Origin of the sequence: Duganella aquatilis (assembly GCF_009674565.1) — a bacterium.
In the GTDB taxonomy this organism is placed as follows: domain Bacteria; phylum Pseudomonadota; class Gammaproteobacteria; order Burkholderiales; family Burkholderiaceae_D; genus Rugamonas; species Rugamonas aquatilis.
Genome location: NZ_WKJL01000038.1, coordinates 15,726 through 33,077 on the forward strand (window position 1 = coordinate 15,726; position 17,352 = coordinate 33,077).

Here is a 17,352-nt window from a genome sequence, read left to right on the forward strand (position 1 = left end):
CGGCGCCTTATTCGGCGCTCGCGTGCCAGCCGCCGCCCAGCGACTGGATCAGCGCGATGGCCGTGGTCTGGCGGTTGACCTGCGCCTGCACCAGCGCGCGGCGCGCGGAAAGCGCGGTCTGCTGGGCGGTCACCACGTCGCTGTAGCTGACCTGGCCGGCGCGGTAGCGGTTCAGCAGCTGCACCTCGACCTGGTCGGCCGCCTCGGAGGCCGCCTTGCGCAGGTCCTGCTGCTGCACCAGCGCGCGGGTGGCCACCAGCTGGTTCTCGACGTCGGCGAACGCCGTCAGCACGGTCTGGCGGTAGTTGGCGATGGTCTGGTCGCGCGCCGCCTCGGCGCCGGCCACGCGGGCCTTGATGGCACCGGCGTCGAACAGCGTCTGCGCCGCCGTCACCCCCAGCGACCACAGGTTGTTGTTGGCGTTGAACAGGCCGCCGGTGGACGCCGCGCCGTAGCCGAAGGAACCGCTCAGGTTCAGGCTCGGGAAGTAGGCGCTGCGGGCGATGCCGATGTTTTCATTGGCGGCGGCCACGCGGCGCTCGGCGGCGGCGATGTCCGGACGGCGCTGCAGCAGCGTCGACGGCAGGCCGGTCGGCACGTCCGGCACGGTGATCTTCCACTCGGCCGGCGCCAGCGTGAAGTCGTTGGCGGCCTTGCCCAGCAGGACGGCGATCGCATGCTCGTAGGTGGCGCGGGTGCGCACCAGCGTGATCTGGTCGATGCGGGCGCTGGCCAGCTGGGTCTGCGCCTGCAGCAGGTCCGACTTGGCGGCGATGCCGGCGTCGAAGCGGTTCTGCGTGATCTGCAGCACGCGCTCGTAGCCTTCGGTGGTCTGTTCCAGCAGCGCTTTTTCAGCGTCGGCCTCGCGCAGCGCGAAGTAATTGGTGGCCAGCTCGCCCTGCGCCGACAGGCGCGCGGCGGCCAGGTCGGCGGCGCTGGCCTGCAGGCCGGCGTTGGCGTTGCCCAGGCCGGCGCGCAGCTTGCCCCACACGTCCGGTTCCCAGGTGGCGCCGATGTTGGCGCGGTACTGGTTGGCGGTTTGCGTGTTGCCGCCACCGCCGGAGCGGGTGGCGCTGCCGTTCAGGTTCACCACCGGGAACAGCGAGGCGCGCTGCTCGGCCACCAGCGAACGCGCCTGCGCATACGACGCGATGGCGGCGGCGACGTTCTGGTTGTTCACCTCGATGCTGTCGGCCAGCTGGTTCAGCACCGGATCGCCGAACAGCTGCCACCATGGGCCGCGTTCCAGCGTGTCGGCCGGCGCGGCGGCGGTCCAGCCGGCGGCGGCCTTGTCGGCGTCGCTCGGGGTTTCCTTGTAGGCCGCCGGCTGCGGCGTCTCCGGCACCTTGTAGCTTGGCGTGACCGAGCAGCCGGCCAGCAGCGCAACCGCCATGGCCAGCGCGCTCAGTGGATAACGGGAGGTTGGTACGTATTTGATCATGGTGTAATCGGCGATTGGTCGCTATGGATGCGGCTCAGTTGTTGTTCGGACGGGCTGCGGCGGCGCAGCTTGTCCATCAGGATGTAGACCACCGGCGTGGTCAGCAGCGTCAGCAGCTGGCTGGCGATCAGGCCGCCGATGATGGCGACGCCGAGCGGCTGGCGCAGTTCCGAGCCTTCGCCGAAACCGATCGCCAGCGGCAGCGCGCCCAGCGCGGCAGCCACGGTGGTCATCAGGATGGGACGGAAGCGCAGCAGGCAGGCCTCGCGCACCGCTTCGCGCGGCGACAGGCCGCGCGCGCGCTCGGCCTCCAGCGCAAAGTCGATGATCAGGATGGCGTTCTTCTTGACGATGCCGATCAGCAGGAAGATGCCGATCAGGGCGATGGTCGAGAACTCCATCTTGAACACCAGCAGCGCCAGCACCGCGCCGACGCCGGCCGACGGCAGCGTGGTCAGCACCGTCACCGGGTGCACCAGGCTTTCGTACAGGATGCCCAGCACGATGTAGATCACCACGATGGCGGCCAGGATCAGCAGCGGCAGCGACTTGTTGCTGTCCTGCGCCGACTTGGCGGCGCCGGCAAAGCTGCCGCGCACATTGTTCGGCATGGCGATTTCCGCTTCCGCCTCGGCGATCTGCGCCGCCGCCTGCGACAGGCTGGCGCCTTCCGCCAGGTTGAAGGCGATGGTGGTCGCCAGTTCGCCGTCCTGGTGGTTGATCGAGGTCGGCGCCGAGCTTTCGGCGTAACTGGCCACCGTCGACAGCGGCACCATGGTGGTGGCCGAGGTGCTCAGCGACGAGCCGGACGAGGCGTCGCGCACCGCCGGCGCCGCCACGTTGGCCGCGGTGGCGGTCGAGGTGGTGGTGGTCTTGCTGGTGCCGGTGGTCGAGGTGGCCGCCGCCGTGGTCGCCACCTGGGCGCCGGTCGGGTTGGCCGCGCTCGGCGCCGGCAGGCCGGTGGACGGCACGTAGACGTCCTTCAGCGCTTCCGGGCTGCGCGAATAGTCGCGCGACACTTCCATGATGACGTGGTACTGGTTCAGCTCATCGTAGATGGTGGCCACCTGGCGCTGGCCGAAGCTGTTGTACAGCGCGTTGTCGATGTCCTTGGTCGACACGCCCAGGCGCGAGGCGCTCTGCTTGTCGATGGTGACAAAGGTTTCGACGCCGTTGTCGGCCTGGTCGGAGTCGACGTCGGTCATGGCCGAGCGGCCCTTCATCGCTTCCGCCAGGCGGCTGGCCCACTTCTTCAGGTCGGCCTTGTTGTCGGCCTTCAGCGTGTACTGGTAGTTGGCGTTGGCCGAGCGGCCGCCCGAGCGCAGATCCTGCACCGGACTGAGGAACAGGCTGACGCCGGTGACCTTGGCCAGCTTCGGCCGCAGACGCGCGATCACCGCCTGCCCCGCCACCTTGCGCTGGTTGGCCGGTTTCAGGTTGACGAACATGAAGCCGCCGCCGGCGCGCCGGCCGCCGGTGAAGCCGACCACCGTCGCCACGTCCGGATCATCCTTGATGATGTTGACCAGCTGGCGCAGCTTGCCCTGCATGGCCTGGAACGAGATGCTCTGGTCGGCGCGGATGCCGCCGTTGATCTGGCCCGTGTCCTGCTGCGGGAAGCCGCCCTTCGGGATCGCCGCGAACAGGTAGAAGTTCAGGCCGATGACGAACAGAAGACTCAGCATCACCAGCCAGACGCTGCCCAGCGCCCAGTCCAGCGCGTGCTCGTAGCCTTTCAGGACGGCGTCGAAGCCGCGCTCGAAGAAGCGGGCGACGCGGCCCGGCGGCTTGGCGTGCACATTCCCCGGCGACAGCAGCCAGGCGCACATCATCGGCGTGGTGGTCAGCGAGATCACCAGCGAAATCATGACGGCGGCCGACAGCGTGATGGCGAATTCCTTGAACAGCGCGCCGAACTGGCCGCCCATGAACAGCAGCGGAATGAACACCGCGATCAGCGACAGGCTGATCGACAGCACGGTGAAGCCCACTTCGCGCGCGCCCAGCAAGGCGGCCGACAAACGGTCCATGCCGGCCTCGATGTGGCGCGTGGTGTTTTCCAGCACCACGATGGCGTCGTCGACCACGAAGCCGGTGGCCACGGTCAGCGCCATCAGCGACAGGTTGTTCAGGCTGAAGCCCAGCAGGTACATGACGCCGAAGGTGCCCAGCAGCGACACGATGGTGGCCACGGTCGGCACGATGGTCGCGCGCACATTGCGCAGGAACACGCTCACCACCAGCACCACCAGCAGGATGGAGATGATCAGCGTGACCTCGATTTCATGCAGCGACGAGCGGATCGAGTTGGTGCTGTCGCTGGCCACTTCGATCTTCACGTCCGGCGGCAGCTGCGCCTGCAGCATCGGCAGCTGCGCGCGCACGCTGTCCACCGTCTCGATGACGTTGGCGCCGGCCTGGGAGCGCAGCAGCACGATGATGGCCGGCTGGCCGTTGAACAGGCCCAGGTTGTTCTGGTCCTCGACGCCGTCGACCACGTCCGCCACATCCTTCAGGCGGATCGCGGTGCTGTTGCGGTAGCCGACGATCAGGTTCTGGTAGTCGGCCGCGCTGCGGCCGCCCGAGGCGTTGGCCGACTCGGAATAGATCTGCAGGCGGCGGCCGTTGCCCTGCAGGGCGCCGCGCGGACGGTTGGCGTTGGCGGCCTGGATGGCGGCGCGCACGTCTTCCATCGACAGGCCCTGCTTGTTGAGCGCATACGGGTTCAGTTCCACGCGCACCGCCGGCAGCGAGCTGCCGCCCAGTTCCACGTCGCCGACGCCGGTCACCTGCGACAGGCGTTGCAGCACGATGTTGGAGACGGCGTCGTAGATCTGGCCCGGCGTGCGGGTTTTCGAGGTCAGCGCCAGGATGATGACCGGCGCGCCCGAGGTGTTGGCCTTGCGGTAGGTCGGATTGCTGCGCAGCGTGGACGGCAGGTCGACGCGGCTGGCGTTGATCGCCGCCTGCACCTCGCGCGCCACCGCGTCGACGTTGCGGTTCAAATCGAACTGCAAGGTGACGTTGGCGGAGCTGGTGCTCGACTGCGAGGTCATTTCATTGACGCCGGCGATGGTGCCCAGGTGGCGCTCCAGCGGCGTGGCGACGCTGGTGGCCATGGTGTCCGGGCTGGCGCCCGGCAGCGTGGCGCTGACCGAGATGATCGGGAAGTCCACCTGCGGCAGCGGCGCCACCGGCAGCACGAAGAACGCGCCGATGCCGGCCAGCGCCACGCCCACCGTCAGCAGGACGGTGGCGATCGGACGCTTGACGAATGGAGACGACAGGTTCACGGCGCGTCACCTTTGCCCTGGCCTGGCGCCGGCGACAGCAGCGCCGCCTGGTGCGGGTCGCGCGGCGGCTCGGACTTGAAGCGGCGGTTGACGCGGCGCGCCAGGCTGTCGAAGCCAAGGTAGATCACCGGCGTGGTGAACAGCGTCAGCAGCTGGCTGACGATCAGGCCGCCGAAGATGGCCAGGCCCAGCGGACGGCGCAGCTCGGCGCCCTCGCCCCAGCCCAGCATCAGCGGCACGGCGGCAAACAGCGCCGCCAGCGTCGTCATCAGGATCGGACGGAAGCGCAGCAGCGCGGCCTGGTGGATCGCCTCGCGCGGCGGCTTGCCTTCGTCGCGCTCGGCCTCGATGGCGAAGTCGATCATCATGATGGCGTTCTTCTTGACGATACCGATCAGCAGGATGATGCCGATGATGCCGATCACGCCCAGGTCCTGGCCGGTGATCCACAGCGCCAGCAAGGCGCCGACGCCGGCCGACGGCAGCGTCGACAGAATGGTCAGCGGGTGGATATAGCTTTCGTACAGCACGCCCAGCACGATGTAGACGCAGACCACGGCGGCCAGAATCAGCCACAGCTGGTTGTTCAGCGAGTTCTGATAGGCGCCCGACGCGCCGAGGAAGGTCAGGGTCACCGCGGCCGGGAACTTGATCTCGGCCGCGGCCTGCTTGATGCTGTCCACCGCCGTGCCCAGCGAAACGCCGGGCGCGGTGTCGAAGCCCAAGGTGGTGGCCGGATACTGCGCCACGTGCGTCACTTGCAGCGGCGCCTGGCGTTCGGTGACGTTGGCCACGGCCGACAGCGGCGTCGGTTTGCCGGAGCCGGTGCGCAATTGCAGGTTGCCCAGGTCGGCCGGGGTGGCGATGTCGTCGCGGCGCGCTTCCAGGATCACGCGGTACTGGTTGGTCTCGGTGAAGATGGTCGAGACGATGCGCTGGCCGAAGGCGCTATATAAAGCATCGTCGATCGAAGCGGCGGTGACCGACAGGCGCGAGGCGGTGTCGCGGTCCACCGTGACGTAGGCCGCGGCGGCGCTGGCGCCGACGTCGGAGGTGACGTTGCGCAGTTCCTGCTTGGTGCGCATCTGCGCTTCCAGCTTGGTGGCCCATTCGTTGACGCTGGCGTTGTCGGCGCCCTCGATCGACACGCGGAACTGGGTCGGGCCGGTTTCGGCGTCGATGGTCAAGTCCTGGGTCGGTTGCAGGAACAGCGTCAGGCCGGGGATCTCGGCCACCCGGCTGCGCAGGCGGTCCATGATGTCCTGCTGCTTGCCGCTGCGGTCGTGCTTCAGGTTGATCAGCATGCTGCCGGTGTGCAGCATGGTGTTGTTGGCCGCGTCCACGCCCACCACGGAGCTGAGGTTCTCGACCGCCGGATCCTGCAGGATGACCTTGGCCGCCTGCTGCTGCAGCGCCGCCATCTTGTCATACGAGACGGCCTTGCCGGTTTCCAGGCGCGCCTGCAGCTGGCCGGTGTCCTGGGTCGGGAACAGGCCTTTCGGGATCACCACGTACAGCAGCGCCGTCAGCAGCAAGGTGCCCAGCGCCACCAGCAGCGTCAGGCCGCTATGCTCGATGACCCAGGTCAGCGAGCGGTCATAGTGACCGATGACCCAGTCGAAGAACTGCTGGAAGCGCTGCGCGAAGCGCGACGGCTTTTCGTCGGCGTGGTTCTTCAGCCAGCGCGCCGACATCATCGGCACCAGCGTCAGCGACACCACGGCGGAGATCAGGATGGTGATCGCCAGCGAGATCGCGAATTCGCGGAACAAGCGGCCCACCACGTCGCCCATGAACAGCAGCGGAATCAGCACGGCGATCAGCGACACCGTCAGCGAGATGATGGTGAAGCCGATCTGCTTGGCGCCCTTCAGTGCGGCGGCCATCGGCGTTTCGCCCTCTTCGATGTAGCGCGCGATGTTCTCGATCATGACGATGGCGTCATCGACCACGAAGCCGGTGGCGATGGTCAGCGCCATCAGCGACAGGTTGTTCAGGCTATAGCCCAGCAGGTACATGACGCCGCAGGTGCCGATCAGCGAAATCGGCACCGACAGGCTGGCGATCACGGTGGCGCGCAGGCTGTGCAGGAAGGCGAAGATTACCAGCACCACCAGCACCACGGCCAGCACCAGCTCCATCTCCACGTGTTCGACCGAGGCGCGGATGCCGGTGGTGCGGTCGCTCAGCACCTCGACGTGCATGGCGCCGGGCAGCGCCGCCTGCAGTTCCGGCAGGCGCGCCTTGATGGCGTCCACGGTGGCGATGACGTTGGCGCCCGGCTGGCGCTGCACGTTCAGGATAATCGCCTGCTTGATGCCGGAAGCGGCGCCGGACCAGGCGCCCAGCTCTACATTCTCGGCGCTGTCGATCACCTGGGCGACGTCGCGCAGGCGCACCGGCGCGCCGTTTTTATAGGCCAGGATCAGCGACTTGTAGTCGGCCGCGGCCAGCAGCTGGTCGTTGGCGTTGATGCTGTAGGCGCGCGTCGGGCCGTCGAAGCTGCCCTTGGCGCCGTTGGCGTTGGCGGCGGTGATCGCCGTGCGCAGCGTGTCCAGGCCCAGGCCATACGAAGCCAGCGCATTGGTGTCGGCCTGAATCCGCACCGCCGGGCGCTGGCCGCCGCTCAGGGTCACCAGGCCGACGCCCGACACCTGGCTGATTTTCAGCGCCAGGCGGGTGTTGACCACGTTCTGCACTTCGGTCAGCGGCATGGTGTCGGAGGTGATCGCCAGCGTCAGCACCGGCGCGTCGGCCGGGTTGACCTTGGCGTACACCGGCGGCGCCGGCAGGTCGGTCGGCAGCAGCGAGGTGCCGGCGTTGATCGCGGCCTGCACTTCCTGCTCGGCCACGTCCAGCGTCTGGCCCAGGCCGAACTGCAGGGTAATGATGGAGACGCCGGCGGCGCTGGTGGAACTCATGCGGGTCAGGCCGGCCATCTGGCCGAACTGGCGCTCCAGCGGCGCAGTCACCGTCTGGCCCATCACTTCCGGACTACCGCCCGGGTACAGCGTTTGAACCTGGATGGTCGGGAAGTCCACCTGCGGCAGCGCCGACAGGGGCAGGAACTTGAAACCGACGATACCCGCCAGGACGATCGCCAGCATCAGCAGCGAGGTCGCTACCGGCCGCTGGATGAAGGGTGCGGATGGACTCATTGTTTCGCAGCGCCTTCCTTGTTACGGCGACGGTGTTCGCCGTTCGGCGACGACGCGCCGCCCGCGCCGGCCGGCTTGGCGCCCGGCAGCGTGACTTTCGCGCCTTCCTTCAGGCGGTCGGCGCCTTCGGTGATGACTTGCTCGCCCAGCTTCAGGCCCTCGGTGACCTGCACCTTGTCGACGGTGGCGGCGCCGCGCTTGACCGGACGCACGGTCACGGTCTTGTCTTCCTTGAGCACGTAGACGAAGTCGCCGTTGGTGCCGTGGCGCAGCGCGTTGACCGGCACCATGATGGCGTCCTTGATGGTGTTCAGTTCCAGGCGCACGTTGACGAACTGGCTCGGGAACAGCGTCAGCTTGCTGTTGGCGAAGCGCGCCTTGGCCTTGACGGTGCCGGTCTGGGTGTCGATCTGGTTGTCCATGGCCGAGAATTTGCCGCTGTCCAGCGTCGCGGTGCGGGTGCGGTCCAGCGCCAGCGCCGGCAGCGTGGCGCCGTCGTTGACGCGCTGCGCCACGCCCGGCACGCTATCCTGCGGAATCGAGAATTCGACGTCGATCGGCGACAGTTGGGTGATCACGGCCAGGCCGGTGGTGTCGCTGGAGCCGACCAGATTGCCGATATCGACCACGCGCAAGCCCACGCGGCCGGAGATCGGCGCGATCACCTTGGTATAGCCCAGATTCAGCTTGGCCGTGCCTTCGGCCGCCTTGTCGGTCAGCACGGTGCCTTCCAGCTGCTTGACCAGCGCCGCCTGCGTGTCGACGTCCTGGCGCGCAATCGAGTCTTGGGTCAGCAGGGTGCGGTAGCGGTTCAGCGTCAGCTTGGCGTTTTCCAGCTGCGCTTCATCGCGTTGGCGGGTACCGGTGGCTTGCATCAGCGCCATCTCGAACTGGCGCGGATCGATCTGCGCCAGCACCTGGCCAGCCTTGACCATCTGGCCCTCTTTAAACAAAACGGATTGCAGGATGCCCGACACCTGCGGACGCACCGTGGTGGTGGCCGCCGCCGTCACCGTGCCCAGCGCCTCCAGCGTGACCGGGATGTCGGCCTTTTCCGCCGTCGCCACGCCCACCGTGGTGGCCGGCATGCGGCGGCCGCCACCGCCAGGACCACCAGGACCGCCTGGGCCAGGACCGCCCGGACCTTGGGCGCCGGGCGCGCCGGCCGGCGTTGCCGGCTGGTGCGTCAGGTACCACGCCAATCCGCCCAGTCCGGCCATGGCGGCGACGGCGATCACGCTGCCGAGAATCTTGCGGCTGCGCTTGGGAGGGTTGGCATTCAAAGTCGGCTTGGCTTGCGAATCCATCGTTATCCTTTTTCTAGGCGTGCGTGTCCATGGCAAACGCGCCATGGCGATTAATCCGTGGAATGTAACATATGGCGTAGCGGCTGTCTGTCGGTGCTTGTCTGGGGTTACAAACTCGCTACAAAATCAAGGACTTTGCGTCGCCCTCGTTAATCTGGCTTTACATTTCTTTACCGGGGCGACATCGCTCCTACACGCGCCCGCGCGATACTGCCGGCACTGTCCTGTAGCGTAGAATGAACCGCATGAACCCTGTAGACCGAATTTTGCTGGTGGAAGACGATCCGCGCCTGGCCGAGATGCTCACCGAGTACCTGAGCCAGGCCAATTTCCGCGTGACCCACGCGCCCACCGGCCGCCTGGCGATGGACCACATCGCCGCCGCCGAGATCGACGCCGTGATCCTCGACCTGATGCTGCCCGATATGGATGGCCTGGACGTGTGCCGCCAGCTGCGCACCACTTCCGACGTGCCGGTGCTGATGCTGACCGCGCGCGGCGACGCCATCGACCGCATCGTCGGCCTGGAGATCGGCGCCGACGATTACCTGCCCAAGCCGTTCGAGCCGCGCGAGCTGCTGGCGCGCCTGCGCGCCATCCTGCGCCGCCGCGTCGACGTGCGCCACCTGGACACGCCGCCCGGCGCCGCCGCCCCGGCCGCCGACAGCTTCCTGCGCTTCGGCCGGCTGGAGATCGACCCGGCCGCGCACGCTGCCAAACTCGATGGCGTGCCGTGCGAGCTGACCGCCTACCAGTTCGACCTGCTGCTGGTGCTGGCCAGGCACGCCGGCCGCGTGCTGTCGCGCGACGCGCTGATGGACCTGCTGAAGGGCGAGCCGCTGGAAGCCTTCGACCGCTCGATCGACGTCCACATGTCGCGCATCCGCGCCGCCGTCGAGGACGATCCCAAAAAACCGCGCCGCATCATCACCGTGCGCGGCGCCGGCTACCTGTTCGCCAAGGTGCAGGACTGATGAAGCGCCTGAACCTGAGCCATATCGGCGTGCCGCGCCTGTACTTCCGCTTTTACGTCGCGCTGCTGCTGATCCTGGCGCTGTTCTCGGTCGCCACGCTGGAAATCTGGAACCGCACCGGCAGCCCGCTGGAACGCTCCAACAACACGTTGGCGCAGGTGATGCAGAACGTGCTGGCGCCGCCCGATGCACCGCCGGACATGCAGCAGGCCGCCCTGGCCCGCGTCGCCGCCAATCTGAACGATGCCCACATGACGCTGTACACGCGCGACTGGCGGCCGCTGGCCGTGGTGGGCGAGCTGATACCGGCGCGCCACTGGCGCCGCCAGGGCATGACCGGGCCGCCGCCGGAATCCTTCGTGCGCCTGCCGGACGGCCGCAAGCTGCTGTCGAGCGAGCCGCTGGGCTTCACCCGGCCCAAGGCGATGCTGAACAACGCCCTGCTGCTGGTCGCGCTGGGCATCGGCGTGGTGTCGTTCCCGCTGGTGCGGCATCTGACCAAGCGGCTGGAGCGCCTGCAGCTGGGCGTGGAAAAGCTGGGCGCCGGCGACCTGACCACGCGCGTGCCGGTGGAAGGCAAGGATGAAGTGGCGCGGCTGGCGCAAAGCTTCAATCGCGCCGCCGACCAGATCGAACAGCTGGTCGGCGCGCACAAGACGCTGCTGGCCAACGCCTCGCACGAACTGCGCACGCCGCTGGCGCGCATCCGCCTGGCGCTGGAGCTGATCCCGGAGGGCATCGATCCGAAACGCCGCAAGGGCCTGGAGCAGGACATCGCCGAACTGAATCACCTGCTGGATGAAATCCTGCTGGCCAGCCGCCTGGGCGCGATCCAGGAAAACACCGACACCGAGGAACTGGATTTGCTGGCGCTGGCGGCGGAGGAATGCGCGCGCTACGACGACGCCCTGCTGGACGGCGAGTCGGCCGTGATGCGCGGCGATCCGCGCCTGCTGCGCCGGCTGCTGCGCAACCTGCTGGAAAATGCGCATCGCCATGGCGTGCCGCCGGCCACCGTGAAGATCACGTGCGCCAACCAGGTCGCGACCTTGCGCGTGTGGGATGAGGGTCCTGGCGTGCAGGATCAGGAATTCGAGCGGGTGTTCGAGCCGTTCTTCCGGCCGCGCGGCACGCTGGACAACAATGGCGCCGGGCTGGGACTGGCGCTGGTGCGCCAGATCGCGCGCCGCCACGGCGGCGACGCGCGCTGCGCCCTGATGAAGGATGGGCGCAGCTGCTTCGAAGTGGAACTGCCGCTGGTCTAAGCGGCTGGTCTAAGCGATTGCGCCAATTACGGCGATTCGCACAGGCAGTGGGTGATCGCGGTGAACGGCTTGTGCTGCGCCGTGATCTCCGACAGCCAGCCCAGCTCATTCGCGATACCGGTGGCCGCGCTCGGCGGCAGGCCGGTGGTGGCCGCGGCGCCCAGCTTCAGCTGCGCCGACACCGCCTGCGCCACCGCCTTCGCGGTGCCGCCGCCAACCATCTCCACAAAGCGGTCGAACTTGCTGATGTCACGCTCGACGTACACCACGCGGTAATCCGCCGGCAGCTTGGCGCGCGACGCCGCCGATTTCAGCGCATCGCCATACGACCCCAGACGATCCACCAGGCCGCGGTCCTTGGCCTGCGCGCCGGTCCACACGCGGCCCTGCGCCACGGCGTCGATTTTCTCCGGCGTGGTCTTGCGCGCCTGCGCCGCCTTGGTGGTGAACTCGGCGTAGACATGGTTGATGCTGCCCTGGATCACCTGGCCGAAGCGCGGGTCCAGCGGACGCAGCGGATTGCCGGCGTCGCCCAGCCAGGTGGTCGGCTGGCCGGCGGTGTGGATGCCCAGCTTGTCGATCACCTTGTCGGCGGTCGGCAGGATGGCGAACACGCCGATCGAGCCGGTGATGGTGGTCGGCTCGGCGATCACCTCGTCCGACGACATCGAAATCCAGTAGCCGCCGGAAGCCGCCACGTTACCCATCGACACCACCACCGGCTTGCCGGCGGCGCGCGTCAGTTCCAGTTCGCGGCGGATCAGCTCCGAAGCGAAGGCGCTGCCGCCCGGCGAGTCGATGCGCAGCACCACCGCCTTGATATTGTCGTCCTCGCGCGCCATGCGGATCAGCTTCGAGGTCGAATCGCCGCCGATCGCGCCCGGACCGGCGCTGCCGTCGCTGATCTCGCCCTGCGCCACGATCACGCCGACGGCGTCGCCGGTCAGCCTGTGCGGCACGCGCGCCAGGTAGTCGTCGAAGGCCACCTGGCGGAAGCTCTTGCCGTCGGTGTCGGCGACGCCGCGCTTGGTCATCATCTGGCGGATTTCATCCTTGGTCTTCAGGCCGTCGACCAGCTTTTCCGCCACCGACAGCTTGGCCAGGTCGCCATTCACGGCCGCCACCTGCGTCGGCAGGTCGTTGATGGTCTTCATGATCTGCCCTGCCGGCAGCTTGCGCGCCTTTTCGACATTGTCGGTGTACGACGACCACAGCGCGTTGTTCAGATAGGATTCCGCCTCGCTGGCCGCCTGCGACGGGCCGTTGGCGATGTACGGCTCGCCGAAGCTCTTGTAGGTGCCCACGCGCAGCAGGTTGACCGTGACGCCCAGCTTGTCCAGCGCATCGCGGTAGTAATTGCGGTAGCGGCCGAAGCCCTCGATCATCACCATGCCCATCGGGTGCAGATAGACTTCGCTGGCATGCGCGGCCAGCAGGTACTGGCGCTGGTCGTAGCTCGCGCCCCAGGCGATCACCGGCTTGCCGGTGGCCTTGAAGCGGTCGATGGCGGCAGCGACTTCCCGCAGCGAGGCCTGGCCGCCGCCTTGCAGGTCGTCGGTCAGCAGCACGGCGGCATCCACGTTCGGATCCTTGGCGGCGGTGTCCAGCACGGCCAGCACGTCGCGCAGCTGGATCATCTTGTGCACTTCGGCGCCGCGCGCGTTGGCCAGCAGCGCGTCGGTGGCGTTGACGCTGGACTGTTCGACCAGCTGGCCCTTCAGATCCAGCACCAGCGTGGTCTTCGGTTGCAGCGGCTTGGCGCCGCCGCCGAAGATCGCGTACAGCAGCACCAGCACGATCGCCAGGAAAATCAGGTTCAGCACCGTGCGGCGGCTGGCGTCCAGCGCGCGCCAGAAAAAACCGAAACCGCGACGGACATAGGAAAACGGGGATTGACTCATCAACACTCCAGTGGTTGCGTAATTTACAATGATAATACCGCCATCACCGCTTTTTGGAAATGACCAGCAGGCCGGCAAACACCAGCAAACCGTTCAGGATCAGCAGTTCCAGCCCGATGCGGTAGCTGCCGAACAGCGATTGCTGATTGAAATCAATAACATAGCACAGCACCGGCCCGGCCAGCGCCACGCCTGGCACCCAGCGGTCGCGCACCTCGCGGCGGGTCAGGATACCGAAGGCGAACAGCCCAAGCAATGGACCATAGGTATAGCCGGTCAGCTTCAGCACCAGGCCGACCATGCTGGCGTTGTCGATCCATTTGAACACCAGCACCAGCGCCAGGAAGATGGCGCAGAACGCCAGGTGCACGTGGTGGCGCAGGCGCTTCATGGCCGCTTCGCTCATGTCGCGGCGCTGCACGCCGAGGATGTCGATGCTGAAGGACGACGTCAGCGCGGTCATGGCGCCGTCGGCGCTGGGGAACAGCGCCGAGATCAGGCCGATGAAGAAGATCAGCTGCAGCGCCGCCGGCATGTGGCCCATCACCACCGCCGGGAACAGCTTGTCGCCGCTGGCCGTCACGCCGGCCGTGGGCGCGTACAGGTACAGCAGCCCGCCAAGGTACATGAACAGTACCAGTACGGCGGTCAGTACCGCCGTCAGCAGCAGCATGTTCTTTTGCGAGTCGCGCAGGGTTTTGACGGAGATATTCTTCTGCATGGTCTCCTGGTCCATGCCGGTCATCGCCAGCACGATGAAGAAGCCGGCCAGCAGTTGCTTCCAGAAATAGGCCGGGCTGTCGACAGCGCTGGTCACCACGCGGGTCAGGCCGTGCGCCTGCATCTGCGCGATGCTGTTCAGCGGGCCGAGGTCCATGGCGTGCAGCAGCCAGCCGGTGCAGATCACCAGGCCCAGCACCATGCCGGTGGTTTGCAGCGTGTCGGTCCAGACGATGGTCTTGACGCCGCCTTCGTAGGTGTACAGCAGGATCATGGCGAGGATGACCACGGTGGTCAGCCAGAACGGCAAGCCCATGCTGTCGAGGATGGTCAGCTGCAGGATGTTCACCACCAGGTACAGCCGCGCCGAGGCGCTCAGCAGGCGCGAGATGATGAAGAACGCGGCGCCGCTCTGGTAGGAGCGCGGTCCGAGCCGCTGTTCCAGGTAGGTGTAGATGGAAGTGAGCTTGAGGCGGTAGTACAGCGGCAGCAGGATGAAGGTGACGGCGATGTAGCCCAGCACATAGCCGAGGATCACCTGCAGGTAGCCGAAGCCGTCGCGGCCGACGGCGCCCGGCACGCTGATGAAGGTGACGCCGCTCATGGTGGTGCCCACCATGCCGAATGCCACCAGCATCCAGTTGCTGCTCTTGTTACCGATGAAGAAGCTGTCGTTGTTGGCGTTGCGGGAGGTGCGCCATGCCACGATCAGCAGCAGGGCGAAATAGGCGGAGACGAGACAAAACAGGGAGACTGCGGACATGGGGTGAAAGGCGAATAATTCAGATCGCCGCAATATACACTACCACGCGGCGCTTGCTTTCACCCCCAGGCCAAACCGGGGGTCTGACCCCATGCGGGGTCAGACCCCTGACCCGAAGTGCGGGTTCAGTGTGCGGCGACACGCACGCTTTTACCCCGTGCAGGCTGTGGATTCAGCCGGTCCAGGCGGCCGCTCAGCGCGGTCAGGCCAAAGGCGCCCAGCACCACCAGTCCACCGATCCAGCCGGTATGCACCAGGCCCACACGCTCGACGATCAAACCGCCGCCCCACGCACCGCCGGCAATCCCCAGGTTGAAGGCGGCGATGTTCAGGCCCGAGGCCACATCCACCGCACGCGGCGTGTAATGCTCCGCCTGCTGCACCACGTACACCTGCAAACCGGCCACGTTACCGAACGCCACCGCGCCCCACACCAGCACCGTCGCCAGCACCAGCCATTTGTACGGCGCCGCAAAGGTCAGCACCATCAGCACCGCCGCCAGGCCCAGGAAGATGATCTTCAGCGCGCCGATCGGACCGCGCTTGTCAGCCAGCTTGCCGCCCCAGATATTCCCCACCGCGACCGACACGCCGTACACCAGCATCACCAGGCCCACCGCGTTGGCGCTGAAACCGGTGACCTCGGTCAGGATCGGCGCCAGGAAGGTGAAGGCAATGAACGAACCGCCGTAGCCCACCGCCGTCATGGCGTACACCAGCAGCAGGCGCGGCTCGCCCAGCACCTTCATCTGCTGCAGCAGCGAGGCAGGCTTGTTGTGCTGGATGGTCGACGGCACGTACAGCAGGCTGCCGATGAAAGCGATCACGCCCAGCGCCGACACGGCCAGGAAGGTCTCGCGCCAGCCGAAATGCTGGCCGATGAACGTCCCCAGCGGCACGCCGGTCACCAGCGCCACCGTCAGGCCGGTGAACATGATGGCGATCGCGCTGGCCGCCTTTTCCTTCGGCACCAGCGAGGTGGCGATGGTCGAGCCGATCGAGAAGAACACGCCGTGCGCCAGCCCGGTCAGGATGCGGGCGATCACCAGCGATTCGTAGCTCGGCGCTTTCCAGGCCAGCAGGTTACCGAGGGTGAACAGCACCATCAGCGACACCAGCAGCAGCTTGCGCGGCACCTTGCCGGTCAGCGCGGTCAGCACCGGCGCGCCGATGGCCACGCCCAGCGCGTACAGGCTGACCAGCAGGCCGGCCGACGGCAGGTTCACGCCCAGATCGGCGGCGATGGTCGGCAGCAGGCCGACAATGACAAACTCGGTAGTCCCGATGGCAAATGCGCTGATGGTCAGCGCTAGCAGGGCAATTGGCATGACTTCACTCCTTGAAAGTTGATGTCATGCAGTATCGGGACTTTCGTTAATGAGAAAAAGACACGAAAACCGAAAAGATATTTGCTTACCGCGCAACGATAGGAATGGTTTCGATGGCCCACGGGCCGCCATCCCGGCGCTCCGGGCTGGGCACCACGCAGGCCACACGGCCGGTAAATTCGCGTTCCACGCGGATTTCATCGATGCGCCAGCCGCGCTCCTCCAGTTCCTTGATCTTCTGGCGGAAGGCGATTTGCAGCGCGTCGGACTTCACCGACACTTCCTGCAGCCACGAATCCGGCACCCGCTCCGGCCGCACCTTGCTGAGCACCGCCAGGTCCTGGTTGAAGATTTTCAGGTTGCTGGCGACCACGCGGCGGTCCAGCAGCGGCCAGCGCATGAAGGTGCGGCCCATCATCCACCAGGTGCGCGTGCGCTTGCCGTCCACCGGCGTGTGGGCCGAGACGATGTAGATCTTCCAGCCGTCGCGCGGCGCCAGCTCCAGCGTCACGCACGGGCCGGACAGGTGGAAGCCCGGCCGCGTGGCCACTTCCACGTGCTGGCCGGTCGGCTTGCGGCGCCAGCCCTTGCGCACCGGACGGCGCATGGTCATCAGCGCGCTGCCGCCCCACGCCTCCCGCTCGACGCTGAAGCTGCCGATTTCCGGATGATCCGGGTCGCCGAAGGTGGAGCCGTGGACGAACGGCGCGTGGGCGAAATCGAGGCCGTTCTCCATCACGCGGTCCCAGCTTGCCTCCCAGTCGAAGTGGCCGGACACCACGCGCACGCCGGGATCGTCCACCCAGTCCAGCGTCGGCAGCGGCGGGCGTTCGGCTTCGGGCAGGTCGCCGAGGAAGGCCCAGATCCAGCCATAACGTTCGATGGTCGGATAGGCATCGACGCGCGCCCGCATCGGAATGTGCAGGTCCGGCTGCGCCGGAATGTGGGTGCACACGCCGTCGCCGCCGAAACGCCAGCCATGGTAAGGGCACTGCACGTCGCCGCCCACCTTGGCGCCCGCCGACAGCGAACCGCCGCGATGCACGCAGATATCCGACAGCAGCCGCGCCGTGCCGCCCTCGTCGCGGAAAGCCACGAAATGCTGGCCCAGCAGCTGCACCGGTTTCAGTCCCTCGTTCAATTGCGAGGACGGCAGCACCACATACCAAAGATTTGTCAGCATGACGCCTTCAAGATTATCC

10 protein-coding genes are annotated in these 17,352 nt (G+C 67.1%); 2 read left to right on the forward strand and 8 right to left on the reverse strand.

What is annotated here, in order from left to right; translation table 11 throughout:
• Positions 1-7 precede the first annotated feature (7 nt).
• From GJ698_RS28410 to GJ698_RS28425, 4 genes are read right to left on the reverse strand one after another with little or no spacing between them, the layout of a single operon-like run.
• Positions 8-1,441 carry an efflux transporter outer membrane subunit gene (locus GJ698_RS28410; RefSeq protein WP_154361213.1) on the reverse strand — a complete coding sequence of 478 codons (1,434 nt, stop codon included), beginning with the start codon at positions 1,439-1,441 and terminating at the stop codon, positions 8-10.
• Complete coding sequence (locus GJ698_RS28415; RefSeq protein ID WP_371865467.1) at positions 1,438-4,734, reverse strand: efflux RND transporter permease subunit; 3,297 nt, start codon at positions 4,732-4,734, stop codon at positions 1,438-1,440. Before GJ698_RS28415 ends, GJ698_RS28410 begins: the two co-directional genes overlap by 4 nt.
• Complete coding sequence (locus GJ698_RS28420) at positions 4,731-7,892, reverse strand: efflux RND transporter permease subunit (RefSeq protein WP_166454960.1); 3,162 nt, start codon at positions 7,890-7,892, stop codon at positions 4,731-4,733. Before GJ698_RS28420 ends, GJ698_RS28415 begins: the two co-directional genes overlap by 4 nt.
• Positions 7,889-9,199 carry an efflux RND transporter periplasmic adaptor subunit gene (locus tag GJ698_RS28425; RefSeq protein ID WP_154361214.1) on the reverse strand — a complete coding sequence of 437 codons (1,311 nt, stop codon included), beginning with the start codon at positions 9,197-9,199 and terminating at the stop codon, positions 7,889-7,891. Before GJ698_RS28425 ends, GJ698_RS28420 begins: the two co-directional genes overlap by 4 nt.
• A 245-nt stretch (positions 9,200-9,444) precedes the next feature.
• Between GJ698_RS28425 and GJ698_RS28430 the strand changes: the two genes are divergently transcribed.
• On the forward strand, positions 9,445-10,173 hold the full coding sequence (locus GJ698_RS28430; RefSeq protein WP_208023892.1) for a response regulator: 729 nt from the start codon (positions 9,445-9,447) through the stop codon (positions 10,171-10,173).
• Positions 10,173-11,438, forward strand: a complete 1,266-nt coding sequence (locus tag GJ698_RS28435) for a sensor histidine kinase (protein ID WP_154361216.1) — start codon at positions 10,173-10,175, stop codon at positions 11,436-11,438. The genes GJ698_RS28430 and GJ698_RS28435 overlap by 1 nt, the downstream gene beginning before the upstream one ends.
• A gap of 26 nt (positions 11,439-11,464) precedes the next feature.
• Here the strand turns inward: GJ698_RS28435 and sppA are convergent, their stop codons facing one another.
• From sppA to GJ698_RS28455, 4 genes are all read right to left on the reverse strand, one after another.
• The gene (sppA, locus tag GJ698_RS28440; RefSeq protein ID WP_154361217.1) at positions 11,465-13,339 is read right to left on the reverse strand and encodes a signal peptide peptidase SppA; all 1,875 of its coding nucleotides are present in this window, start codon (positions 13,337-13,339) and stop codon (positions 11,465-11,467) included.
• Positions 13,340-13,382: 43 nt separating this feature from the next.
• The gene (locus GJ698_RS28445; protein WP_154361218.1) at positions 13,383-14,822 is read right to left on the reverse strand and encodes a sodium:solute symporter; all 1,440 of its coding nucleotides are present in this window, start codon (positions 14,820-14,822) and stop codon (positions 13,383-13,385) included.
• 125 nt (positions 14,823-14,947) lie between these two features.
• Positions 14,948-16,150, reverse strand: coding sequence for an MFS transporter (locus GJ698_RS28450; protein WP_154361219.1), 1,203 nt, complete (start codon positions 16,148-16,150; stop codon positions 14,948-14,950).
• Between the two features lie 85 nt (positions 16,151-16,235).
• On the reverse strand, positions 16,236-17,333 hold the full coding sequence (locus tag GJ698_RS28455; protein ID WP_154361220.1) for an aromatic ring-hydroxylating dioxygenase subunit alpha: 1,098 nt from the start codon (positions 17,331-17,333) through the stop codon (positions 16,236-16,238).
• Between the last annotated feature and the right edge of the window lie 19 nt (positions 17,334-17,352).

Bases quoted from the DNA above. Each gene is read 5' to 3' on its own strand.
- GJ698_RS28410 (WP_154361213.1), bottom strand. From the start codon at position 1,441: ATGATCAAATACGTACCAACCTCCCGTTATCCACTGAGCGCGCTGGCC.
- GJ698_RS28455 (WP_154361220.1), bottom strand. From the start codon at position 17,333: ATGCTGACAAATCTTTGGTATGTGGTGCTGCCGTCCTCGCAATTGAAC.
- GJ698_RS28425 (WP_154361214.1), bottom strand. From the start codon at position 9,199: ATGGATTCGCAAGCCAAGCCGACTTTGAATGCCAACCCTCCCAAGCGC.
- GJ698_RS28430 (WP_208023892.1), top strand. From the start codon at position 9,445: ATGAACCCTGTAGACCGAATTTTGCTGGTGGAAGACGATCCGCGCCTG.
- GJ698_RS28435 (WP_154361216.1), top strand. From the start codon at position 10,173: ATGAAGCGCCTGAACCTGAGCCATATCGGCGTGCCGCGCCTGTACTTC.
- GJ698_RS28450 (WP_154361219.1), bottom strand. From the start codon at position 16,150: ATGCCAATTGCCCTGCTAGCGCTGACCATCAGCGCATTTGCCATCGGG.
- GJ698_RS28420 (WP_166454960.1), bottom strand. From the start codon at position 7,892: ATGAGTCCATCCGCACCCTTCATCCAGCGGCCGGTAGCGACCTCGCTG.
- sppA (WP_154361217.1), bottom strand. From the start codon at position 13,339: ATGAGTCAATCCCCGTTTTCCTATGTCCGTCGCGGTTTCGGTTTTTTC.
- GJ698_RS28445 (WP_154361218.1), bottom strand. From the start codon at position 14,822: ATGTCCGCAGTCTCCCTGTTTTGTCTCGTCTCCGCCTATTTCGCCCTG.